26 protein-coding genes are annotated in these 20,206 nt (G+C 54.4%); all 26 read left to right on the forward strand.

The window, feature by feature from the left end; all coding sequences use genetic code 11:
- The first annotated feature begins 17 nt into the window (after positions 1-17).
- Positions 18-404 carry a phage holin family protein gene (locus FDW95_RS21615; protein WP_137363610.1) on the forward strand — a complete coding sequence of 129 codons (387 nt, stop codon included), beginning with the start codon at positions 18-20 and terminating at the stop codon, positions 402-404.
- Positions 391-672 carry a phage holin family protein gene (locus FDW95_RS21620; protein ID WP_000250463.1) on the forward strand — a complete coding sequence of 94 codons (282 nt, stop codon included), beginning with the start codon at positions 391-393 and terminating at the stop codon, positions 670-672. Before FDW95_RS21615 ends, FDW95_RS21620 begins: the two co-directional genes overlap by 14 nt.
- A complete protein-coding gene (locus FDW95_RS21625; protein WP_115257716.1) occupies positions 672-1,289 on the forward strand; it encodes a glycoside hydrolase family 19 protein in 618 nt (205 codons plus the stop codon). Before FDW95_RS21620 ends, FDW95_RS21625 begins: the two co-directional genes overlap by 1 nt.
- Positions 1,286-1,843 (forward strand): DUF2514 domain-containing protein, encoded by a 558-nt coding sequence (locus FDW95_RS21630; protein WP_115257717.1) that lies wholly within the window; start codon positions 1,286-1,288, stop codon positions 1,841-1,843. Before FDW95_RS21625 ends, FDW95_RS21630 begins: the two co-directional genes overlap by 4 nt.
- A gap of 53 nt (positions 1,844-1,896) precedes the next feature.
- A complete protein-coding gene (locus FDW95_RS21635; RefSeq protein WP_065944631.1) occupies positions 1,897-2,238 on the forward strand; it encodes a DUF6694 family lipoprotein in 342 nt (113 codons plus the stop codon).
- 224 nt (positions 2,239-2,462) lie between these two features.
- A complete protein-coding gene (locus tag FDW95_RS21640; RefSeq protein ID WP_033816636.1) occupies positions 2,463-2,969 on the forward strand; it encodes a DUF1441 family protein in 507 nt (168 codons plus the stop codon).
- A 3-nt stretch (positions 2,970-2,972) separates the two neighbouring features.
- The gene (locus FDW95_RS21645) at positions 2,973-5,090 is read left to right on the forward strand and encodes a phage terminase large subunit family protein (protein WP_115257718.1); all 2,118 of its coding nucleotides are present in this window, start codon (positions 2,973-2,975) and stop codon (positions 5,088-5,090) included.
- Positions 5,087-5,302, forward strand: a complete 216-nt coding sequence (locus tag FDW95_RS21650) for a hypothetical protein (protein ID WP_016150423.1) — start codon at positions 5,087-5,089, stop codon at positions 5,300-5,302. Before FDW95_RS21645 ends, FDW95_RS21650 begins: the two co-directional genes overlap by 4 nt.
- Positions 5,303-5,310: 8 nt before the next feature.
- The gene (locus tag FDW95_RS21655; RefSeq protein WP_137363611.1) at positions 5,311-6,822 is read left to right on the forward strand and encodes a phage portal protein; all 1,512 of its coding nucleotides are present in this window, start codon (positions 5,311-5,313) and stop codon (positions 6,820-6,822) included.
- Complete coding sequence (locus FDW95_RS21660) at positions 6,779-8,881, forward strand: ClpP-like prohead protease/major capsid protein fusion protein (protein ID WP_115257719.1); 2,103 nt, start codon at positions 6,779-6,781, stop codon at positions 8,879-8,881. The genes FDW95_RS21655 and FDW95_RS21660 overlap by 44 nt, the downstream gene beginning before the upstream one ends.
- A gap of 72 nt (positions 8,882-8,953) precedes the next feature.
- Entirely contained in the window at positions 8,954-9,289 is a 336-nt protein-coding gene (locus FDW95_RS21665; protein ID WP_115257720.1) for a capsid cement protein, read from the forward strand.
- Positions 9,289-9,645, forward strand: coding sequence for a head-tail joining protein (locus tag FDW95_RS21670; protein WP_040230736.1), 357 nt, complete (start codon positions 9,289-9,291; stop codon positions 9,643-9,645). Before FDW95_RS21665 ends, FDW95_RS21670 begins: the two co-directional genes overlap by 1 nt.
- A 1-nt stretch (position 9,646) precedes the next feature.
- On the forward strand, positions 9,647-10,303 hold the full coding sequence (locus FDW95_RS21675; protein ID WP_115257721.1) for a hypothetical protein: 657 nt from the start codon (positions 9,647-9,649) through the stop codon (positions 10,301-10,303).
- Positions 10,304-10,314: 11 nt separating this feature from the next.
- Entirely contained in the window at positions 10,315-10,869 is a 555-nt protein-coding gene (locus tag FDW95_RS21680; protein ID WP_115257722.1) for a hypothetical protein, read from the forward strand.
- On the forward strand, positions 10,862-11,479 hold the full coding sequence (locus FDW95_RS21685) for a phage baseplate assembly protein V (RefSeq protein ID WP_115257723.1): 618 nt from the start codon (positions 10,862-10,864) through the stop codon (positions 11,477-11,479). The genes FDW95_RS21680 and FDW95_RS21685 overlap by 8 nt, the downstream gene beginning before the upstream one ends.
- 38 nt (positions 11,480-11,517) lie before the next feature.
- Positions 11,518-12,987: a phage tail sheath C-terminal domain-containing protein gene (locus tag FDW95_RS21690; RefSeq protein WP_115257724.1), complete on the forward strand. Its 1,470-nt coding sequence runs from the start codon at positions 11,518-11,520 to the stop codon at positions 12,985-12,987.
- Positions 12,984-13,490, forward strand: a complete 507-nt coding sequence (locus FDW95_RS21695) for a phage major tail tube protein (RefSeq protein ID WP_115257725.1) — start codon at positions 12,984-12,986, stop codon at positions 13,488-13,490. Before FDW95_RS21690 ends, FDW95_RS21695 begins: the two co-directional genes overlap by 4 nt.
- A 57-nt stretch (positions 13,491-13,547) precedes the next feature.
- The gene (locus tag FDW95_RS21700) at positions 13,548-13,847 is read left to right on the forward strand and encodes a phage tail assembly protein (RefSeq protein WP_115257726.1); all 300 of its coding nucleotides are present in this window, start codon (positions 13,548-13,550) and stop codon (positions 13,845-13,847) included.
- A 102-nt stretch (positions 13,848-13,949) separates the two neighbouring features.
- Complete coding sequence (locus FDW95_RS21705; RefSeq protein ID WP_115190423.1) at positions 13,950-15,875, forward strand: hypothetical protein; 1,926 nt, start codon at positions 13,950-13,952, stop codon at positions 15,873-15,875.
- A complete protein-coding gene (locus FDW95_RS21710; RefSeq protein ID WP_016150411.1) occupies positions 15,872-16,342 on the forward strand; it encodes a phage tail protein in 471 nt (156 codons plus the stop codon). The genes FDW95_RS21705 and FDW95_RS21710 overlap by 4 nt, the downstream gene beginning before the upstream one ends.
- A complete protein-coding gene (locus FDW95_RS21715) occupies positions 16,317-16,532 on the forward strand; it encodes a tail protein X (RefSeq protein ID WP_016150410.1) in 216 nt (71 codons plus the stop codon). Before FDW95_RS21710 ends, FDW95_RS21715 begins: the two co-directional genes overlap by 26 nt.
- Before the next feature lies 1 nt (position 16,533).
- Entirely contained in the window at positions 16,534-17,652 is a 1,119-nt protein-coding gene (locus FDW95_RS21720; protein ID WP_033816601.1) for a contractile injection system protein, VgrG/Pvc8 family, read from the forward strand.
- A 39-nt stretch (positions 17,653-17,691) separates the two neighbouring features.
- Positions 17,692-18,045 carry a GPW/gp25 family protein gene (locus tag FDW95_RS21725; RefSeq protein ID WP_033816600.1) on the forward strand — a complete coding sequence of 118 codons (354 nt, stop codon included), beginning with the start codon at positions 17,692-17,694 and terminating at the stop codon, positions 18,043-18,045.
- Positions 18,029-18,949: a baseplate J/gp47 family protein gene (locus FDW95_RS21730; protein WP_137363612.1), complete on the forward strand. Its 921-nt coding sequence runs from the start codon at positions 18,029-18,031 to the stop codon at positions 18,947-18,949. Before FDW95_RS21725 ends, FDW95_RS21730 begins: the two co-directional genes overlap by 17 nt.
- A complete protein-coding gene (locus FDW95_RS21735; protein ID WP_016150406.1) occupies positions 18,939-19,502 on the forward strand; it encodes a phage tail protein I in 564 nt (187 codons plus the stop codon). Before FDW95_RS21730 ends, FDW95_RS21735 begins: the two co-directional genes overlap by 11 nt.
- Positions 19,495-20,206: phage tail protein (locus FDW95_RS21740; protein WP_170973038.1), on the forward strand; the 712-nt coding region annotated here is incomplete at its 3' end. The genes FDW95_RS21735 and FDW95_RS21740, both read left to right, overlap by 8 nt.

Raw genomic sequence — 20,206 nt, forward strand, 5'->3', positions numbered from 1 at the left:
AATTAAGAGGGGGCTAAATGTCCGATCCGATTTCCGGTACTGGGCTGGCTGGTGGTGTCCTGACGGGGGGCAGCGTCTATGGATTTCTGTCCGGAACCGATTACGGTGTGGTGTTTGGCGCATTTGCCGGGGCTGTATTTTACATTGCAACCGCAGCGGATCTAAGTGCAGCGCGCCGACTGGCATATTTTCTGGTGTCGTATATCGCGGGGATCCTTTGTTCCGGGCTGGTGGGTTCAAAGCTGGCTCAGGCTACCGGCTACAGTGATAAACCACTGGATGCCATTGGTGCCGTAATCGTTTCTGCTTTAGCCGTCAAAATCCTGACGTTCCTGAATAATCAGGATGTTGGCTCGCTGGTGGCGCTGATAACGCGCCGGGGAGGTTCAGGTGGTACAAAATGACCCATCGGCAACTTTAAATGCATTGCTTTGCGCTGGGGTAGTGCTGACCCTGATGTTTTATCGTCGCGGCGATTCGCGACATCGACCATGGATTTCCCGCTTGGCGTGGCTGCTTACGGTCATCTATAGCGCGGTTCCGCTGGCATATCTGTGCGGTATCTACCCTTATTCATCGTGGGCCACTATCGGGGCCAACATTATTTTCCTGTCTGTGCTGGTCGCCGTCAGAGGCAACGTGGCACGCCTGGTTGATCATCTGAGGCAATAATGAACCAATCACAATTTCAGCAGGCGGCTGGTATCAGCGCCGGGCTTTCTGCACGCTGGTTTCCGCACATTGATGCGGCAATGAAAGAGTTTGGAATCACAGCAGTTAACGATCAGGCCATGTTCATTGCACAAGTTGGGCATGAATCTGCTGGTTTTACCTCGCTGGTCGAGAGCTTCAATTACTCGGTAGAGGGGCTGAAGAAAACCTTTGGTAAACGCCTGACGTCGTATCAGTGTGAAATGCTGGGGCGTGTCGATGGTAAGCAGGTTGCCCACCAGCCGCAAATAGCCAATCTGGTTTACGGTGACCGCATGGGGAATAACAGCCAGGGTGATGGCTGGAAATATCGCGGTCGTGGGCTGCTTCAAATCACCGGCCGCGAGAACTACGCCAAATGCGGTGCGGCGCTGAAGCTTGATTTGATCAGCACACCAGAGTTGCTGACACAGGAAAAGCATGCAGCCCGTTCTGCTGCATGGTATTTCACATTACGTGGTTGCCTGATGTATTCAGGTGATGTTGTCCGTGTAACGCAGATCATCAACGGTGGCCAGAATGGACTGGCCGACAGAAATAGTCGTTATAACAAAGCGCGGGCGGCGTTGCTGGTATGACAGCGGTCTTTGCTTTTGTTAAGGCGCGGTGGAAAACAATCATTGTTTTGCTGATGTTGGCTGGTGCATTTCTTGCTGGGAACATCTGGAGTGAGCGGGGCTGGCAAAAGAAGTGGGCTGACCGTAATAGCATGGAATCTTCACAGGAAGCGAACGCGCAGACTGCCGCCCGCTGGATTGAACAAGGGCGCATAATTGCCCGTGATGAGGCTGTAAAAGATGCACAAGCACAAGCCGCTAAATCTGCTGCCACTGCTGCTGGCCTGTCTGCCACTGTTAGCCAGTTGCGCACCGAAGCAACAAAGCTTGCCGCACGCCTGGACGCCGCAAAGCACACCTCAGATCTTGCCGCTGCCGTCAGAAGCAAAACAGCCGGAGCCGACGCCGCAGTGCTCGCCGACATGCTCGGACGCCTTGCAGAAGAAGCTCGATATTATGCTGAGCGATCTGACGAAAGCTACCGGGCTGGAATGACATGTGAGCGTGTTTACGACTCAGTGAGAGAGTCAAACAATAGCAGGTATTCTCCCAGAGCAAGGGATAATGCTATGTGATACATCGTGATTATTCGTTAGACTTCTCCTACCGTTAGGGATGAGGTCACCAAATGAAAATCAGATATGTAATTGCGTTAACATTATCATTGCTCGTTGCCGGTTGTGATAACGCGCCAAAGTTTGATGGTTCAAGCCAGGAATCTTTGCGTTACTCTGGCGAGAAGGTTGTTGAGTCACTTTCTGATGCAAAGAAAGAAGAACTTAAATCGGCAATTCTGGACACTTTAAGTTATTACGATACTCAAGCCATCATTAATAACGATGGCAGTTATTCTTCCGATAAAATGCGTTTAGTCATATTGAATGGAAAGACTGCTGAACAGATTATTTCAGAGGCCGATAGCTATCGGGAAAAGAAAGAGCAACTACTAAAAAAACACCAACTGAATTAACGACAATGGGCCGCATTTAGCGGCCTTTTTTACACCCTTCAATTGATAATTACTATCATTTGCGCGGGTCCTCCTGGCGACTCTGAACACCGAGGGGGCGAGGACACGCGGAAAACGGCTGGTTTTTTGCATTTTATCGGCATCATCATCATTCCCTTAACTTGTTGATATTTCAGTCGTGAAATTATTCACGATGTCGAAATGGTTAAATATTGTTCATCATCATGGATAACGAACTGAAAAACCTTCGCCTCAACATCAATCAACTTGCAGCGGTGACCGACCTTCATCGCCAGACGATCTCCAGCAAGCTGAATAACGTTGAGCCTGCTCCGGGCAGTAATTCTCGTCTCAAGCTTTATTCTGTCGTGGATATTCTCCGGGAACTGCTGGGCCGGACCACGGCACCCGAGCTGGTGGATATCGATAAGATGTTACCGCCGGATCGTAAGGCGTGGTTTCAGTCTGAACGCGAGAGGCTTAAATTCCAGCAGGAAACAGGTGAGTTAATCCCGGCATCGACAGTGACCCGAGAATTTTCATCAATGGCAAAAGCCGTCGTTCAGGTGCTGGAAACGCTGCCGGATATTCTTGAACGTGATTGCGCGATGACGCCTGCAGCTGTCGTTCGGGTTCAAAAAGTCATCGATGACCTGCGGGATCAGATAGCCCTGAAGGTTGAGCAGGCAGATACGCCGGAACAGGAGGACAGTTCGCCAGAAGAGGAGTAAGCCATGCGACAGGCCACGGCGGCGGAGCTAAGAAAAAACACTGCCGGGATCATCAGAGCACCGCGCCGAATGCCTGTAGCGGAAGCCGTACATAAATATATGCGTGTTCCGGTCGGCGTGGGTAACTCCGTTGAGTGGGATCCTAATCTTGCCCCTTATGTTGTGGAGCCGATGAATTGCCTGGCATCACGCGAATATGATGCTGTCATTTTTGTTGGCCCTGCCCGAACGGGTAAAACCATTGGTCTGATTGATGGCTGGGTGGTGTACAACGTTGTCTGCGATCCGTCTGACATGCTCATCATTCAGATGACGGAAGAGAAAGCGCGCGAACACTCAAAAAAACGTCTGGCCCGAACATTTCGTGTCAGCCCGGAGGTGGCGTGCCGGCTGAGTCCTTCACGCAATGACAACAACGTGCATGACCGGACTTTCCTTGCCGGGAACTACCTGAAGATAGGCTGGCCGTCTATCAACATCATGTCGTCCTCAGATTTTAAGTGTGTGGCGCTGACGGATTACGATCGCTTCCCGGAAGATATCGACGGGGAAGGGGACGGATTTTCGCTTGCTTCAAAACGTACCACCACCTTTATGTCGGCGGGGATGACGCTGGTCGAGAGTTCACCGGGCAGGGAAATCACCAATACGAAGTGGCGGAGAAAGTCACCTCACGAAGCCCCTCCCACGACCGGGATTCTTTCTTTATATAACCGCGGCGATCGTCGTCGCTGGTACTGGCCATGTCCACATTGCGGGGAATACTTTCAACCGGCCATGGAGGCGATGACAGGCTACCGGGAAACGTCTGACCCGGTAAAGGCCAGTGAAGCGGCGCATATTGATTGTCCGCATTGTAGCGGCATGATTACCGCCGACAGGAAGCGGGAACTGAACGGAAAGGGTGTCTGGTTGAGAGAGGGACAGACTATCGACCGAGAAGGCAATATCACCGGAGAAGCCCGACGCTCGCGCATTGCCTCGTTCTGGATGGAGGGACCAGCGGCGGCATACCAGACATGGGCGCAACTGGTCTACAAATTACTGACGGCGGAACAGGACTATGAGGCCACCGGAAGTGAAGAAACGCTCAAGACGGTAATAAATACTGACTGGGGGCTGCCTTATCTTCCCCGTGCAGCCAGTGAGCAGCGACGTGCTGACGTGCTGATGCTGCGGGCAGAAGACTATGGCAAACGACTTGTGCCGCCGAAAGTCCGTTTTCTTCTGGCGTCAGTGGATGTGCAGGGCGGGAAGAAGCGCCGTTTTGTCGTCCAGATCATCGGGTACGGTGAAAACGGCGAACGCTGGCTGGTGGACCGCTATAACATCCGCCAGTCCCTGCGTTGTGATGAAAATGGTGAGGCGCAGCAGGTGCATCCCGGATCCTATCCGGAAGACTGGCAGCTGCTCATCACGGATGTCCTCGAAAAAACCTATGCGTTGCAGTCAGACCCTTCGCGACGGATGCCAATTCTTGCAATGGCTGTCGACAGCGGCGGGGAAGATGGGGTAACGGATAACGCCTATAAATTCTGGCGCCAGTGTCGTCGTGACGGACTGGGTAAACGGGTTTACCTGATAAAAGGTGACAGCACCCGACGCCAGAAAATCATTACCAAAACGCACCCTGACAACACAGGCCGAAGCGATCGCCGGGCGGATGCGCGTGGTGAGGTTCCGGTATATCTGTTGCAGACAGACCTGCTAAAAGATCAGCTCAGTAACAACCTTGAGCGTGAAACACCCGGTGCCGGGTATATCCATTTTCCTGACTGGCTGGGGGAGTGGTTCTACGAAGAACTGACCTACGAAGAACGCGGTACGGACGGAAAATGGCGCAAGCCCGGAAAAGGCAATAACGAAGCCTTTGACCTTTTCTGTTATGCCCACGCCGTCGCTGTCCTGCGTGGTTATGAAAAAATCCGGGACTGGGAACAGCCTCCTGCATGGGCAGCTGCTCAGGAGTGTAATTCAAACATCATTGACGGGGAGCGCCCCAGGGAGATTACTGTGAAAAAAGCGGTACCTGTACGTTCGTCTTCTGTTTCAGTAACTGAACCGTCGAGCCCGCTTTCTGGTGGCTGGCTGGGTGTCAGTGATAACGGAGGCTGGCTGTGACGAAATCAGAAATTCAGCAGATGCTGGTAACTGTACGCCAGGCATACCGTGATTCCCTGGACGGGAAAAGTGTGTCTTTTACGGGCGTAAATGGTCGCGCCATAACTAACCATGATCCCGTGGCGCTTCGCAGAGAGCTGGAATACTGGGAAAAACGCTGGGTTGCCGTGAACCGTCGCGGTGGATCTTTCAAACTCGCCAGATTTAATTAAGGTCTTCCATGGGTATTTTCGACAGAGCACTTGGTGCGATTGCGCCAGGGTGGGCAGTCGCGCGCGCCAGAAACAAAATGCTGTTGAAGGCATACGATGCGGCACGGCCTTCCCGGCTTAATAAAACGAAGCGCGAGAGCCGCGCTGCTGACACTGCTGTTGGTGTTGCTGGTGTATCACTGCGCGAGCAGGCGCGGGCGCTGGATGAAGACCATGACATTGTAATTGGTCTGCTGGATAAGCTCGAGGAGCGGGTGATTGGTGCCCAGGGGATTCAGGTTGAACCGCAGCCACTGGGGCTGGACGGAAAACTGCATGAAGAATTTGCGGCAAAGATTTCTGCGCTCTGGTCCGAATGGTCCGTTCGCCCGGAAGTGACCGGGATGTTTACCCGCCCGGAAGCGGAACGGCTGGCGCTGCGTTCCGCATTGCGTGATGGTGAAATTTTTACCCAGCTTGTGAGAGGGCCAGTTGCTGGTCTGACTCACTCGACCAGTGTGCCGTTTTCTCTGGAGTTGCTTGAGGCTGACTTTGTGTCGATGAACCTTAACAGCACCTCGGGGCAGCAGATCCGTCAGGGCATTATTGTGAATAACTGGGGACGTCCGACAGGCTACCGGGTATATAAATTCCATCCGGCCAACATGACGCGTTTTAGCGCAGAACTGAAAACTGTTGCTGCTGAGAATATGCTGCATCTCGCGCAGCGAAAACGACTTCATCAGTTACGCGGGGTGAGTCTGTTACACGGCGTGATCCGCCGCCTTGGCGACATTAAGGATTATGAAGAGAGTGAGCGCGTGGCCGCAAGAATCGCTGCCGCGCTGGGCTTTTATATCAAGAGAGGTGATGCCGCTACTTTCCCGCAAGAAGATGACTGGAAGCCGTCAGAAAATAAATACCGCTATTTTGATATCGCGCCCGGGATGATTTTTGACGATCTGGCACCGGGCGAAGATCTGGGCATGGTCGAGTCCAATCGTCCGAATGTCCATCTTCATGAGTTTCGCAACGGGCAATTACGTGCTGTTGCCGCCGGAAGCCGGGGAAGCTATTCCAGTATTGCCCGTGACTACAATGGCACATACAGCGCCCAGCGCCAGGAACTGGTGGAAAGCTACGAAGGCTATAACGTACTGCAGCAATGGTTTGTTGGCCAACACAGTCGCCCGGTATACCGCGCCTGGCTGGCGATGGCGCTGTTAACGACAGATATCCCACCGGATGTGGATCGAACAACCCTCTTTAATGCGACCTATCTTGGCCCGGTTATGCCGTGGATTGACCCTGTAAAAGAGGCAATGGCCTGGCGGGGAATTGTGCGCGGTGGTGCGGGAACTGAAGCGGAGTGGATCCGCGCCCGTGGGCAATCCCCCCAGGAGGTGAAGCGACAGCGTATGCGTGAAACCGAATTCAACCGAGAAAACGGGCTGGTGTTCGACTCAGACGCCGCCAACGATAAAGGAGTGCTCCCTGATGCAGCAAATGATAAGCCCGCCCCGTCGCGGGACGATGATTAATCCCCGCGCCAGTGTGGCTGGTATCGATGCCGCAAACGGTCAGTGCTGGTATGAGATACGCGCCCTGGCTGCAGGGCGTGTGGAAATATTTCTCTATGACGTGATCGGCGGCTGGGGGATTACCGCTCAGCAGTTCGTCTCCGACTGTAAGGAAGCCGGGGTGTTTGAGGCCAGCGCCGTCGATCTGCATATCCACAGCCCGGGCGGCGATGTGATGCAGGGATTTGCCATCTTTAACACCTTGTCCCGTCTGAAGGCGAAGCTGGATATCTGGGTGGACGGCGTGGCTGCCAGTATGGCTTCAATGATTGTCTGCCTGCCCGGTGCCACGGTGCATATGCCGGAAAATGCCTGGCTGATGGTACACAAGCCGTGGGGTGGGATCGCCGGGGATTCCGATGATATGCGTGACTACGCTGCCTGGCTTGATCGTAATGAAGCGCTGATGCTCAGTGCCTACATGAACAAGACCGGGCTGGGGCAGGAAGAACTGGAGGCGATGCTGAAAGCTGAAACCTGGCTTAATGGCGCGGAGGCGGTGGAAAAAGGTTTTGCTGACACGCTTGAACCAGAACTGCAGGCCGCGGCCTGTGTGAATCAAAATAAACTGAAGGATTACCAGAATATGCCAGAACAGATTAACAACCTTTTTGGGCCGCGCGCCGAAGCTCCTGTCAGTCAGCCGCAACCCGCACAAAATCCGGCTCCGCAGGCCGCAAATAACCCAACAACACCGCAGCCAGCCCAGCAACCGCTGGCGGGAAATATCGACATTACCGCGCTGGCCGCCCAGCTCCAGCAGCAGATGCAGGCGGCGAATACTGAACGAGTCAGCGCAGTTTCCGCTGTGTTTGATGCGTTTCCTGCTTTCGGCTCGCTGAAAGCAGAATGCATCACGGATATTTCCTGCTCAGCGGAACAGGCCCGCACCAAATTGCTCAATGCGCTGGCGGCAGGGACGACCCCGAGTGCCGGACCGGGTGCAGTTCACATCCATGCGGGTAACGGGAATATTGTTGGTGATTCCATTCGTGCAGCGGTGATGAACCGTGCGGGCTATGCGCAGGCAGAAAAAGATAACGCCTACAACGGGTATACCCTGCGCGAACTGGCCCGCGCCTCGCTGGTGGATCGTGGTATCGGTATTTCTGGTGTCGGTACCGCACAGGCGATGGTTGGGCTGGCGTTCACCCACAGCAGCAGCGATTTCGGCAATATCCTGATGGATGTGGCGCATAAGGCGGCATTGCTTGGCTGGGATGAGGCCAGCGAAACATTCGAACAGTGGACCCGTAAAGGCACACTGACCGATTTCAAAACCGCGCACCGCGTTGGCCTGGAATCACTGGCATCGCTGCGTAAGGTTCGCGCCGGGGCGGAATATAAATATGTCACCATTAAAGATCGCGGTGAGCCGATTGCACTGGCCACCTATGGTGAGCTTTTCAGCATTGACCGCCAGACTATCATCAACGACGACCTGGATATGCTGACGCGTATCCCGCAGGCAATGGGGCTTGCTGCGCGAGCCACCGTCGGCGATCTGGTCTGGGCTGTACTGACCAGCAATCCGAAAATGTCGGACGGTAAGCCGTTGTTCCACGCCGATCATGGCAACCTTGTTGCAGCCGATCTAAGTATTGAAGGGCTGGATATTGCACGTAAGGCAATGCTGCTGCAAAAATCCGGCGATCGTCGTCTGAATATTCGTCCGGCCTACATGCTGACGCCAGTCGCAATTGAGTCACGGGCAAACCAGCTGATTAAGTCCGCCAGCGTACCGGGCGCAGACGCGAACAGCGGGATCGTTAACCCGATCCAGAACTTTGTGACAGTGGCTTCTGAGGCCCGCCTGGATGACAGCAGCCCGACGGATTTTTATCTGACTGCTGCGCAGGGGCGCGACACCATTGAAGTGGCCTATCTGGACGGTATCGACACGCCATATCTGGAACAGCAGCAGGGCTTTACTGTGGACGGTGCCGCATTCAAGGTGCGCATTGATGCGGGTGTGGCCCCGCTTGACTGGCGCGGGCTGGTTAAAGTCACCAAAAAATAACGACCGCCGCCTGGCGGTTTTTTTATCCCTGAAGGCGGCGCTGGTCGCCTTTTCCTTTTATGGAGAAAAAACATGGCGAATAACTATCAGCAGGACGGTACCACACTGGATTATCACAATGCGGGTGTTGATGCCGTTTCATCCGGTGCGCTGGTGGCGGTCGGCGGAATTGCCGGGGTGGCACACAGCGATATTCCTGCTGGCGAATGGGGAACACTGCATATGGCCGGTGTTTTTGTGCTGCCTAAAGCGGCAGAAGAAATTGCGGCAGGCCAGAAACTGTATCTGGCTGGCGGCAAGCTGACGGTGGCAAAAGGCGATGATGCAACGCCAAACCCGGTTGTTGGTTCCGCCTGGGGAGCAACTGAGGCGGATGATGCTGATGTTGCCGTCCGCCTGGGGTTCTGATGAGCCGGTTCCGGGAGCGTTTGGCTAAAGCAGATGCCCGGATTAACCGGGCGTTTGCCGAAGAAGTCCCTGCATGCCTGCAAACGGGTGAAGGCCCGCGTCTGGTGACCGTGATTTTTGAATCACCGGATGCGCTGTCGGGTGTACCGGGCGGCGGAGAAATTCAGAACCATTCCCCGGCGTTCAGTGCAATGACTGCGGATATTTCCGGTCTCGAAAAACATGACGGTGTGGTGATCAATACCATCCCTTACCGGGTGACACATATCGGCGCGGATGAAGAAGGGCGGACCCGCGTCACGCTGGCATATGGGGAACCCGGCAAAACACAGCCTCAGATCGATAAATGGAGCTGATATGGCGCGGGAGTCTCGACTGCGGCGGGATTTACCCGTCGATATTGATGTGGATGTTATCTGGCGAATTGCGGACAGTATCGGTGCGACGCAAAAACAGTTCCGTGCAGCATACTCGCGCGCGCTCAGGCGAACTGCCGCCACGCTGCGAAAGAAAGCGATGGCGGATCTGAAAGACGGGCTGGCCCCACGCAGTATGGATCTGGTCCGGCGCCGTCTGCTGTCTTTTCGTCTGGACAGGGGATCGCAACTGGATAACTTCCGGCTCTGGTTCGGGCTGAATGCCATTAAGGTGAAAGACCTTAAAGGACGAATCAACGGGCGGATGCGACCGCACTATACCCGGCGTGACCGCAACACGGGGCGTTTTATTAAAGCGCGGCGCCAGGCAGAAAACGCCGGATTTTCCCCGAAAGGTAATCTGCTGAGCGAACGGTCGTTTGAAAACGGGGAGGTGTCCCGTTCAAAACGGGATAATCGCCGGACGGTGGTTATTCGCGATCCCCTGACCCGCCGGACACGCGAAGCAGAAATGGATATCTACGAACCGATGCTGAACTACATCGAAGACAACGCATTTGCGGAAGCGATGGAGATTTTTATGCATCACTTTGAAACCGACATTCGCGGGCGCGTAAAAGCCCGTATTTCTGTCTGAGGTAACGAACGATGGCCGAGCCACTGTTGCTGGGGCGGTATCACGATGCTGTGACTGACGCATTAAAAAAAATCGGATGGGTGCGTGATGCCGGTGCGTATCCGGAACGAAATGTTCCCCGCTTTTCGGGCCTGACCACACCCGCGGTCTATTTCTCGATTAACAGCTGGGAACCGGGCGGAGGTAATGAGGGGCAACTGAGCGTTAATTTAACCTGTGATCTCTTCGTGGTGGTGGATGCCGCCGGATCGGGTGTGAGTCAGCCTGAGATTTTTGTCAGAACCGCAGCGGCCGATATTACCCAGTGGATTGACGGGCAGCAGTTTGGTCTGGGCCATATTGAGCCTGCGGTATTCACCACGGCTGAACGTGATGAGTTTGATCCGCGAATGGATGATTATCTGGTCTGGCGTATTTCATTCACCCAGGCGGCTGCATTTGGTACTGACCCCTTTGCAAACAATGGCATGCCTCTGCAGCAGGCCTGGCTGGGTGCTGCACCTGATACGGGCCGTAATCACGTGGATGACTATCAGCTTATTTGGGAGGCTCAGCCCGATGAGTGATATAGAAGGCGACCTGCAGCGCAGGCTGGCGAACCTTGTCCGGCGCGGCGTTATCCACTCCGTCAGGCATGATCGCATCCCAAAATGCCGGGTGGATTTGGGGGATATCATCACGACCTGGCTGCCGTTGTGCCAGGGGTTTTCCGGAACTAACCGCGCGGATTCAAATCCTTATGCCGTGGGGGATGCGGTTACGGTCCTGTCCGAAGCCGGAGATCTCAACAACGGGCGGGTGTTTCCCGGATGGAACACGGGAAAGCTGCCGGTGCCGGAAGGAAGTGACAGCGAGCACATTACGCGTTACAGCGACGGGACCGAGATCCGTTATGACAGAAACGCGCATGCCCTGACGATTACGCTGGCCGATGGTGGAACTTACAAAATTGTCGGTAAAGGCACGCTGGATGGTCCGGTTGAAATTACCGATACCCTGACAGTTCAGGGCAAAACCCAGATTAATGCTGACACGTCGGTTGCAGGGAATATCGGGGCGTCAAAGGAGATAACGGATAAATCCGGCAGCATGAGCAAGATACGTGAAGTCTTTAACAACCACGATCACCGCGGCGACAGCGGCGGGCTCACCGATAAACCAAATCAGAAAATGTGACCTGCTGCGGCAGGTTTTTTTATGCCTGGAGAAAAAACATGTCTCAGTTACATGGCGTTGAAACTATTGAACTCACCTCGGGTACGGTGGCGGTTACCACGATTCAGACCGCCATTATCGGCCTGGTGGGAACGGCACCTGATGCATCGGGGGGAACAGCCGCATCGGGATCATCCGGTACACCCATTCTCGATAACGTTATCGAGTTCACGGCAACCATTAAGGGGCGGGAAGGCAATGTCATCAATGTCGCTGCGCTGGCCGGACAGCCGGCAGCCGAAAATCCTGCTGCGGTTGTGACGTCAGCAAGCTGGGATCCTGAATCGCTGACACTGAACATCACGCTGGGTTGTGATGAGCACGGTGTTATCACGGCTAAACCCGGAGACGTTGCTGAGGCTGTCGGTGGTGTTGATGGCGCAAAAGTCAGTGCGAGCGGGCGCGGTGACGGGATTGTCCAGCCCTTCAGCCTGCAATTGGCGGGGGGTGAAGATGAACCCTTTCCACTCAATACGCCGGTGGCGGTCGTCGGCACCACGCTGTTATCCCGCCTGGGTGAAAAAGGTACGCTGAAACAGGCACTGACAGACATTAACGATCAGCGTAATGCGCTGACGGTGGTGGTGCGTGTGGCAGATGAAAACGATGTGGCAAAACGACGCGCTGCGGTACTGAAGGGGATCGGCACCCTGTCTTCAGCGAAATCTGTTACCACGTACCAGCCGCGTATTGTGATAGCGCCGGGATTCAGTGAGGACGATGCGGTTGGTAAGGGGCTGGAAACCGTGGCCGGGAAATTGCGCGCCGTTGCATATGTTGACTGCGCCTCCGGTGCGACGCTGCAGGAAGTGGTACAGCGTCGCCAGTCCTATGGCGCACGAACTGAACTGTTGCGCCCGCGGGTCCAGGCGAGCGATGCAGATGGCCAGCTGGTTTATCGTCCTTACTCTGCGTTTGCTGCCGGGTTACGCGCCCGCATCGACTTTGAAAAAGGCTGGTGGTGGAGCAAGTCAAACCAGGACATCAACAACATCCTCGGTGTTGAGCAGATCGATGAATTTATCCTCGGGGATGAGAACTGCGATGCAAACCTGCTCAATATGCAGAACGTGTCCACCATTATCCGCCGGGCGGGTTTTAAACACTGGGGGAACCGTCTGTGTGCTACCAATCCACAGTGGCGTTTTGAATCTGTCCGCCGTACTGCTGATGTTATTGAGGACAGCATTCAGGAAACCATGCTGGAGTATGTTGACCGCCCACTGGACCGGGAAAATGCGGATGACATTATCGGCACCATCAATGCCTATATGCGGCAACTGGTCGGTCTTGGCGCCATATTCGGTGGCCGGGCCTGGCTGGATGAAGAACTGAACACCGCGGAAACCATGGCGTCGGGTGTCCTGTACATCAACTATGACTTTGGTCCGAAATCGCCGACTGAACTTATCAGCCTGCGCGTCCGGGTGAACAATAACTATGCGCTTGAGGAGATGCTTGCAGCATGAGCGATAAAAACACACTACGCGTCTGGACCTTCTTCCGGCAGGGGAGCCGTATTCAGGGGGCGCATGAATTTACGCCGCCGTCTCTGGCTATTGTTAAAACGGATTTGCGTACCGGCGCACAGGATGCGCCAACTCCGGTTGATGACGGCATGGAAGCACTGACCTGTCAGGTTAAATTTTATGGGATAGATACGGATATGCTGGCCAGCTTTGGTTTTGTCAGCGGCAGCCGTTCACGCTTTACGGCTTATCAGGGCTATCTCGGTAACGGCACTGCGCGCGGTACGGTTGAGGAAATCGAGGGGTTTGTACAGACCGTCACGCCGGATGCGCGCAGTAAGGACACGCTTTCCGAAAATGCCGTGACGGTTGATATTGCCGTCAGCTACTACCGTCAGTCACTGGACGGGCGCGAACTGTTCGCCATCGACACAGAGCGTTTCGCCCGCCGGGTGAATGGCGTTGATGTGCTTTCTGGCCTGGCTGCCAAAGTGCGTCTCTGATTTTACTGTTATCCCACCACTGTAACGGCCTGCGGGCCGTTTTTTATGGAGCATCCTATGAGCTTTCCTGGTGAAACCCGCGTTATAAAACTGTATTCCCCCGTATCACTTGATAATGGGGTCGTGATCAATGAAGTCACCATGCGTGAACCGCTGGTTCGCGATCGCATCACTCATGCCAAAGACCGCGGCAACGAAGAAGAGAAAGAAGCCCGTATGATTGCGCTGCTGTGCAATCTCAGTGAACAGGATCTCTGGCTGATGACGGCGGCAGATTACTCACAGCTGCTGGATGCCTTTAACGTTTTTATGCTCCCGCCCGCGAAGCGACCGAAGGCGGGCTCCTCCGGGCAATAAGATTTCTGGGGCGGCGACTGCATTTTCCGATGGCGGAATACCTCGATATGCCGTTCAGCACTTTCTCTGATTTTTTGACCGACGAACTGGAGACGATAAACCGTGGGCGGAATAAGCCAGAACCTTAAGGCCGTCATTACCTTTGGCGGGAACCTGGATAATTCATGGAAACGATCTGCAGATGGTCTGCAAAAAAGCCTGAAAGATGTCGGAAAGCAGTCTGAACGACTGACAAAAGATCAGACCAAACTGGCAGCAGAAATCAAGCGCGCCAAACTGGCCGGTGAAAGCCTGGGGGATTTGAAGCGCCGCTATACCGATGTTTCCAGGGAAATCCGCAAAACGGAGGCGGAGCAGCAGAAACTGAATGTACAGATGCAAAAAGCACAGCGCATTCAGGCATTCAAAGGTGCCGGTAAAGGTCTGTTCCGGCGCGGTCTGGGGATCGCCGGGCAGGTGGGCGGGATGTTTGGATCCGGGCTGGCTATTGGCGGTGGCGGTGTGGTGGCTTCAGCACTTGGCACACTGATAGCGCCAGCTGCCACCAATGCTGAAACGGCAACCCGCACTAATGTCGCAAAAAGTTACGGCGTGGACGTGGCCACGTTTAATGCCTGGGATTCTCTGGCGAAGCAGTACGACATGAATGCGGAAAACATTGGCGATCTCTTTGAAGAGTATCTGCACAAATCCGGGGAGTATAAACAGAACGGTAAGCAGGACTCGCTGCAGGATGCGTTTGAAACGCTCGGTTTCAAAGCGGGGGATTTTGCCGGGCTCAGCGATATGGCGCAGTTCGACAAAATTGTTGAACGGGCGCTCAGCCTTCAGGACGAGTCAAAAGCCTCCTTCGCACTGGATTCTCTTTTTGGCGGGGAAGCGAGCAAACTGCTGATGCTTATCAAGCAGTCTGGCCGGAGCTACCGCGACCTGATGGACGAACAGCGGCGCTACAACCTTGTGACCAAAGAGGGGGCTGATGGGGCGGTTGCGGGTAATCAGGCTATCAATAATCTCCGCACTGTTTTCTCTTCTGCTGTTGCTGAAATTTCCGGGCAACTGGGAAATGAGCTTGCACCTGATATCCGTAATCTGACGAATGATCTTGCTGACTGGTTCAAAGGTGGCGGGATCAAGCGCATTGTGACTTTCCTGCGAAACGACCTCTATCCCGGCGTTCTGTCGTTCGGACAGGGGGTGGTTTTTGTCGGCAAAATTATTTACGCGCTGGCTAAAAAACTGTCCTGGTTGCTGCCAGATGACCGTAATGATCAGCGTGACGTCCTCAAAACGCTTGCCGCAAATGGGGTAGAAAGAGCACGTTTCAGGGCAAGCCAGAACGGACAGGGGGAATGGTTTGACCAACAACTGAAAGAGCGTCCTGACCTGCCGCAAGAGGTTAAACACTCCTGGGAATCCACCCGGGGACTGTTTGGCTTTGATTCTGATGATGAGACATTTAACAAATCGCTTGATAAATACCTGTCACCGGAAGGCGGCGACTCGCTTTTAAACTGGAATGCGGCACTACAGCAAAACAAGGACCATGTCGCGCAAACCGTTAAAGAGGATCCGGAAAGCAGTGCCGGAGCCTGGGATAATTACTCGCATGAGCCGGTAACATCTGCCAGTCAGTGGAAAAGAGAACCAGCAGGTCTGACGTACAGCCAGGGGGAAGGAGAAAGCGCCCGCGCAGGGAATAAGTATCCGAATGCTCCCCTTCTTCCCGTCGTGCAGCAGGACAGGAATGTTACGACAACAGACAGATCACCTGCTGAGTCGGTCATTTTGAAAGACGAGAGCACGGGCGGTTACTGGGAAAGCCTGCTTCAAAAAATGGATGTACTGGATAAGCAGCCGCCATCACGGCAGATAACTGATAACCGCAAATTTGAATACCACTTCGAAATTAATGCTGCGCCGGGACAGGATGAGAAAGCCATTGCCGATGAAGTGACCACGGTGACGAAAAACAATTCAGCCTTTAATGGTGATAACAGCCTTCTGGATGGGGGACTTGTCTGGTGAGTGAAATTATCCCGATATTTGAAGATTCCGGCCAGCGCAGTGCAGGCGCATTACGGGGTGGGCAGGAAGCCCGCGTGATGATGATGCTGGGGAATTTCGCCTTTTCGATTGATACAGCGGCTTATCATCAGCTCACCCGTGAGGCAAGCTGGCGCTGGAGTGAACAGGAACGCATCGGCAAACAGGACCTTCTTCAGTACACCGGAAAGCCCGGGCGTACTGTCAGACTCGAAGGGCAGTCTCACGCCTTTTTCCGTAAAGGGGTGGAAGGGGTGAATGATTTATTTGATCTTGCCGATCAGGCGAAACCCCAGCAGCTTGTCAGCGGAGAAGGTGATGTACTGGGGTGGTGGGTGGTGACCGACTTTTCAGACACGACGAGTAAGTTTTTACCGGGTGGCGGTCACCGAAACAAAAACTGGACGATGACGCTAAAACACTATGCCGACGATCTATCAAACCCGTGACGGAGATGTCCTGGATGCAATTTGTGCCGTGCATTACGGTACTGAAAATCTGTCAGACTCGGTGACTCAGGTTCTTGAAGCTAATCAGGGGCTGGCGGATCAGGGGGCTATGTATCCTTCCGGCCTGTACATCACTCTGCCGGATCTGGTGACGCCCGTAGCGGAATCGCCATTCAGTTTATGGGATTGATATGGCAGATCAGACAGCGATGCCGGAATATGCGCCGGCCTTCAGCATTCAGGCCGAAGGGAAAGATATAACCCGGGTACTGCAACAATGCCTGAGTGAACTGACCCTGACGGATTATGGTGGGGCAACAGCGAAAGCAGATGAACTGAAAATCAGCCTCATCTCTGAAACGCTGTCGCTTCCCACTAAAGGTGCCCGGCTTCGGGTTGCTCTGGGATTCAATGATCAACTGATCGATAAAGGCTGGTTTGTTGTCAGTGGTGTCTCGAGCAGCGGCCCACCAAGGCGTATCGAACTTTATGCAACCGCTGCGCCGATGAACGCCCAGAAACAACCCGGAGATGTGACAAGCCAGAAAACCCGGAGCTGGGATAACCTTCGTCTTGCCGATATTGTCAAAACGGTGGCCACCGATAACGGGCTTATTCCCCGCGTGGCCGACGCGCTCAAAGATATTCATATCAGCCATATCGATCAGGTGGCGGAATCCGATGCCAACCTGCTCGCAAGGCTTGCGCGTGACTACAACGCAGTGAGCAAACCATCAGGAGGCTACTGGCTTTTTTTACAGCAGGGGGCCACGGCAACGGCTTCAGGGAAACAGACTGGCGGGATCACCATCACACCGGATGAAGTATCAAACTGGTCCTACAGTGAAGGTGAGCGGGGGAGTTCGACAGGTAAAGCTACAGGGAGTGGAGGAAAAGCTAAAGAGAAAATCGGCGTGCGTTATTACGACGAGGAGGACGGTACGACAAAGACCTCCTCCGTTGAACATGATGGCCCGGCGATGACCAATCCCTATACCCAGTCGGAGAGAAACACCGCCGAGCAACAGGCAAATTCCAGGAAAACACAGGCGAAGCGTAACGAGCAGAAAATGACGCTCACGGGGCCATGTCGCCCGAAACATGTTCCGCTGACAGCAGAAGCAAGTGTGTCGACTTCCGGTTTTGGCTCCCGTGAGGATCGGGCCTGGGTGGTTGAGTCTCTGGTCTTTTCTCTGACGTCAGCAGGATTCAGCTACACCTACAACCTTGTCGTGGATATTCGTAAACCCGCAGCGGCTTCGAAAAAATCAGAAAAGCAGGACAAAACAGGCCCGTCCTACTTCGGTTAACCCTCCCGCCATCCGGCGACTCAGCAACGGAATTTAATCATGAACGGTGTAAACAACCGGACCGGAAAACGCCTGTCCGGCGTCGCCCATTTGCGCCAGTCGGTCAGCGACATACTGACCACGCCCATCGGGAGCCGGGTTCTTGTCCGGGACTATGGCAGTGATCTGTTTTCGCTGGTGGATAACCCCCGGGATGATTTGACCCGGCTACAAATAATTGCTGCGTCTGCGACCGCACTGGCCCGGTGGGAGACGCGGCTGAAGGTAACACGTGTGCTTGTTTCCTTTCCTGAAGAGGAGTCCGGCTGTGTGCTGGATATTGAGGGGATCAACAAGGAAACCAATTTACCTGTCAGAACGGGAGACATAACGATTTATGGCAAGCGGCTATGACGTGATCAACCTGTCCGAACTGGACGTACCGGATGCCATTGTGGTGCCGGATGCGACTGAAATCTTCACCCGGTGGCTGGCGCGCCTGCGGGAACTTGATAAGCAGTTTGATGCGCTGGTGGAATCCGATCCGACGTTTAAACAGGGGGAGGTGAATGCCTACCAGCTGACGCTGGCGTTCCAGCGGGTTAATGATGCTGTGCGGGCGGTATTTCTCGCGAGTGCAAAAGAGGCTGACCTTGACCAGATAGGCGCCGCATTCAACGTTAAACGGCAGGTGATTAAGCCCGGCGATCCGCTTGCCATTCCGCCAGTGGAGCCTGAACTGGAAGACGATGCGGCATTTCGTGAACGTATCCAGCTTTCATGGGCGCAGCTGAATACAGCAGGCGCGCGTAATTCATACCGCTTTCATGCGAAGTCTGCCGATACGGATGTGCTGGATGCCGATGCCTATGGGCCGGAAACCCATAACCGGCCCGGATACGTTGATGTCTATGTCCTGTCACGTACCGGGGATGGGGCGGCGGGGCAGCCCCTGCTTGATAAGGTTAACAGCGCACTGAATGCGGATGAAATCCGCCCGTTAACGGACTACGTGACGGTTAAAAGTGCCACGATTGAAAACTATGCCGTTACGGCAGAGCTGGAGATCCCGGAAGGACCGGACGCCAGTACGGTGCTGAATAATGCCATCGATGTATTACGGTCATACACCACGCTTTCCCATCGGATTAAAACCGTCGTCCCGCTGTCCGCCATTTATGCTGCGCTGCAGCAATCCGGTGTGGTCCGGGTAAGGCTGATTTCTCCGGTAGCAGATCTGGAAGCGGAACCGGGTAAAGCGCCCTGGTGTACCGCCATTAATGTCACCCGCACGGAGGTAAGCAGCAATGACGGCTAAGTTTCGATCTCTGCTACCTCCTGGCGCATTTCATGAAGAGCGGGCGCAGGAGCAGGCCAGCGCTGAGCAGATCGCCACCCTCGATACCAATATGGTGCGCAAGTCCAAAAATCCTGACACCTGTCCGGCGCATCTTCTCCCCTGGCTGGCCTGGGAGCATGCCGTTGATTTCTGGGATGACGGCTGGACAGAGGCGCAGAAGCGACAGGTGATAAAAGATGCCGCTTATGTGCATCAGCACAGGGGAACGGCCGGGGCGGTACGTCGTTCCCTCGGCTCCGTAAACCTGCCCACGACCGTGGTTGAGTGGTGGGAAGACACGCCGCGCGCTGAACCTTACACCTTCCGGATCGAAGTACAGAGCAGTGAGGGGGTCAGCGACGCTCTCTATCATCAGATCCGCCAGCTTACCGAGCGGGCCAAGAACCTGCGCAGCTATCTGAGCAAAATCGATGTGATGGCGAATGTGGGTATGGACGGGGCTTTTTATATTTCGGGTGCGACAACAGCGCATATCGATGTGGACATTTTTGCCGGGGAATCTCATGGCTGATTACTACTCAATTATCACTAACCGGGGTAAAGAACTGGAGGCGGAGGCGCTGGCCAGTGGTCGCCTGATTGTACTGACTCACTTTGTGGTGGGTGACAGTAATGGCAAGCAGGTCAAACCCGATCCGGCACAAATCCGGTTGATCAATGAAACGTACCGGGGAGATATCGCTGAGCTGGTGGTGTCCCCGGAACAGTCCACGCAGTTAATGGCAAAAATCGTTCTGCCGACCGGGGTTGGTGGATTCACCGTTCGCGAAGTCGGTTTAATGACTGACACCGGAGAGCTTTACGCGGTGGCAAACTGCCCATCGATCGATAAGCCGGTTGGTGGTGTCAGCGTTAATATGCAGTTTCGCCTGGCGGTATCAGATACCTCAAATATCACGCTGAATGTTGCAACCGGCGACGGGTTATTTCTGCGCATTGACCAGAACCTGAAAGAGATAAAAACGCGGGGCGCGGAAGCACAAAAAACGTCGCGTGAATCCATTGGTGTCCTCGATGGCACGACACAACGAAAGGGGCTTGTACAACTTAATAGTACGGTGAACAGCACCAGTGAAACGCAGGCCGCCACCCCTGCGGCAGTTAAGATCGTAATGGATAATGCGAATGCGCGACTGGCTAAAGACCGGAACGGCGCGGATATACCGAATGTCGCATTATTTCTACAAAACCTTGGTTTAGTAGAAACAATAAAAC

Source organism: Citrobacter sp. wls718 (genome assembly GCF_005280945.1).
GTDB lineage: Bacteria > Pseudomonadota > Gammaproteobacteria > Enterobacterales > Enterobacteriaceae > Citrobacter > Citrobacter gillenii.

Excerpts from the sequence above, each read along its gene's own strand:
- FDW95_RS21615 (WP_137363610.1), top strand. The coding sequence starts at position 18 with ATGTCCGATCCGATTTCCGGTACTGGGCTGGCTGGTGGTGTCCTGACG.
- FDW95_RS21625 (WP_115257716.1), top strand. The coding sequence starts at position 672 with ATGAACCAATCACAATTTCAGCAGGCGGCTGGTATCAGCGCCGGGCTT.
- FDW95_RS21630 (WP_115257717.1), top strand. The coding sequence starts at position 1,286 with ATGACAGCGGTCTTTGCTTTTGTTAAGGCGCGGTGGAAAACAATCATT.
- FDW95_RS21635 (WP_065944631.1), top strand. The coding sequence starts at position 1,897 with ATGAAAATCAGATATGTAATTGCGTTAACATTATCATTGCTCGTTGCC.
- FDW95_RS21640 (WP_033816636.1), top strand. The coding sequence starts at position 2,463 with ATGGATAACGAACTGAAAAACCTTCGCCTCAACATCAATCAACTTGCA.
- FDW95_RS21645 (WP_115257718.1), top strand. The coding sequence starts at position 2,973 with ATGCGACAGGCCACGGCGGCGGAGCTAAGAAAAAACACTGCCGGGATC.
- FDW95_RS21655 (WP_137363611.1), top strand. The coding sequence starts at position 5,311 with ATGGGTATTTTCGACAGAGCACTTGGTGCGATTGCGCCAGGGTGGGCA.
- FDW95_RS21660 (WP_115257719.1), top strand. The coding sequence starts at position 6,779 with ATGCAGCAAATGATAAGCCCGCCCCGTCGCGGGACGATGATTAATCCC.
- FDW95_RS21665 (WP_115257720.1), top strand. The coding sequence starts at position 8,954 with ATGGCGAATAACTATCAGCAGGACGGTACCACACTGGATTATCACAAT.
- FDW95_RS21670 (WP_040230736.1), top strand. The coding sequence starts at position 9,289 with ATGAGCCGGTTCCGGGAGCGTTTGGCTAAAGCAGATGCCCGGATTAAC.
- FDW95_RS21675 (WP_115257721.1), top strand. The coding sequence starts at position 9,647 with ATGGCGCGGGAGTCTCGACTGCGGCGGGATTTACCCGTCGATATTGAT.
- FDW95_RS21680 (WP_115257722.1), top strand. The coding sequence starts at position 10,315 with ATGGCCGAGCCACTGTTGCTGGGGCGGTATCACGATGCTGTGACTGAC.
- FDW95_RS21685 (WP_115257723.1), top strand. The coding sequence starts at position 10,862 with ATGAGTGATATAGAAGGCGACCTGCAGCGCAGGCTGGCGAACCTTGTC.
- FDW95_RS21690 (WP_115257724.1), top strand. The coding sequence starts at position 11,518 with ATGTCTCAGTTACATGGCGTTGAAACTATTGAACTCACCTCGGGTACG.
- FDW95_RS21695 (WP_115257725.1), top strand. The coding sequence starts at position 12,984 with ATGAGCGATAAAAACACACTACGCGTCTGGACCTTCTTCCGGCAGGGG.
- FDW95_RS21700 (WP_115257726.1), top strand. The coding sequence starts at position 13,548 with ATGAGCTTTCCTGGTGAAACCCGCGTTATAAAACTGTATTCCCCCGTA.
- FDW95_RS21715 (WP_016150410.1), top strand. The coding sequence starts at position 16,317 with ATGCCGACGATCTATCAAACCCGTGACGGAGATGTCCTGGATGCAATT.
- FDW95_RS21720 (WP_033816601.1), top strand. The coding sequence starts at position 16,534 with ATGGCAGATCAGACAGCGATGCCGGAATATGCGCCGGCCTTCAGCATT.
- FDW95_RS21725 (WP_033816600.1), top strand. The coding sequence starts at position 17,692 with ATGAACGGTGTAAACAACCGGACCGGAAAACGCCTGTCCGGCGTCGCC.
- FDW95_RS21730 (WP_137363612.1), top strand. The coding sequence starts at position 18,029 with ATGGCAAGCGGCTATGACGTGATCAACCTGTCCGAACTGGACGTACCG.
- FDW95_RS21735 (WP_016150406.1), top strand. The coding sequence starts at position 18,939 with ATGACGGCTAAGTTTCGATCTCTGCTACCTCCTGGCGCATTTCATGAA.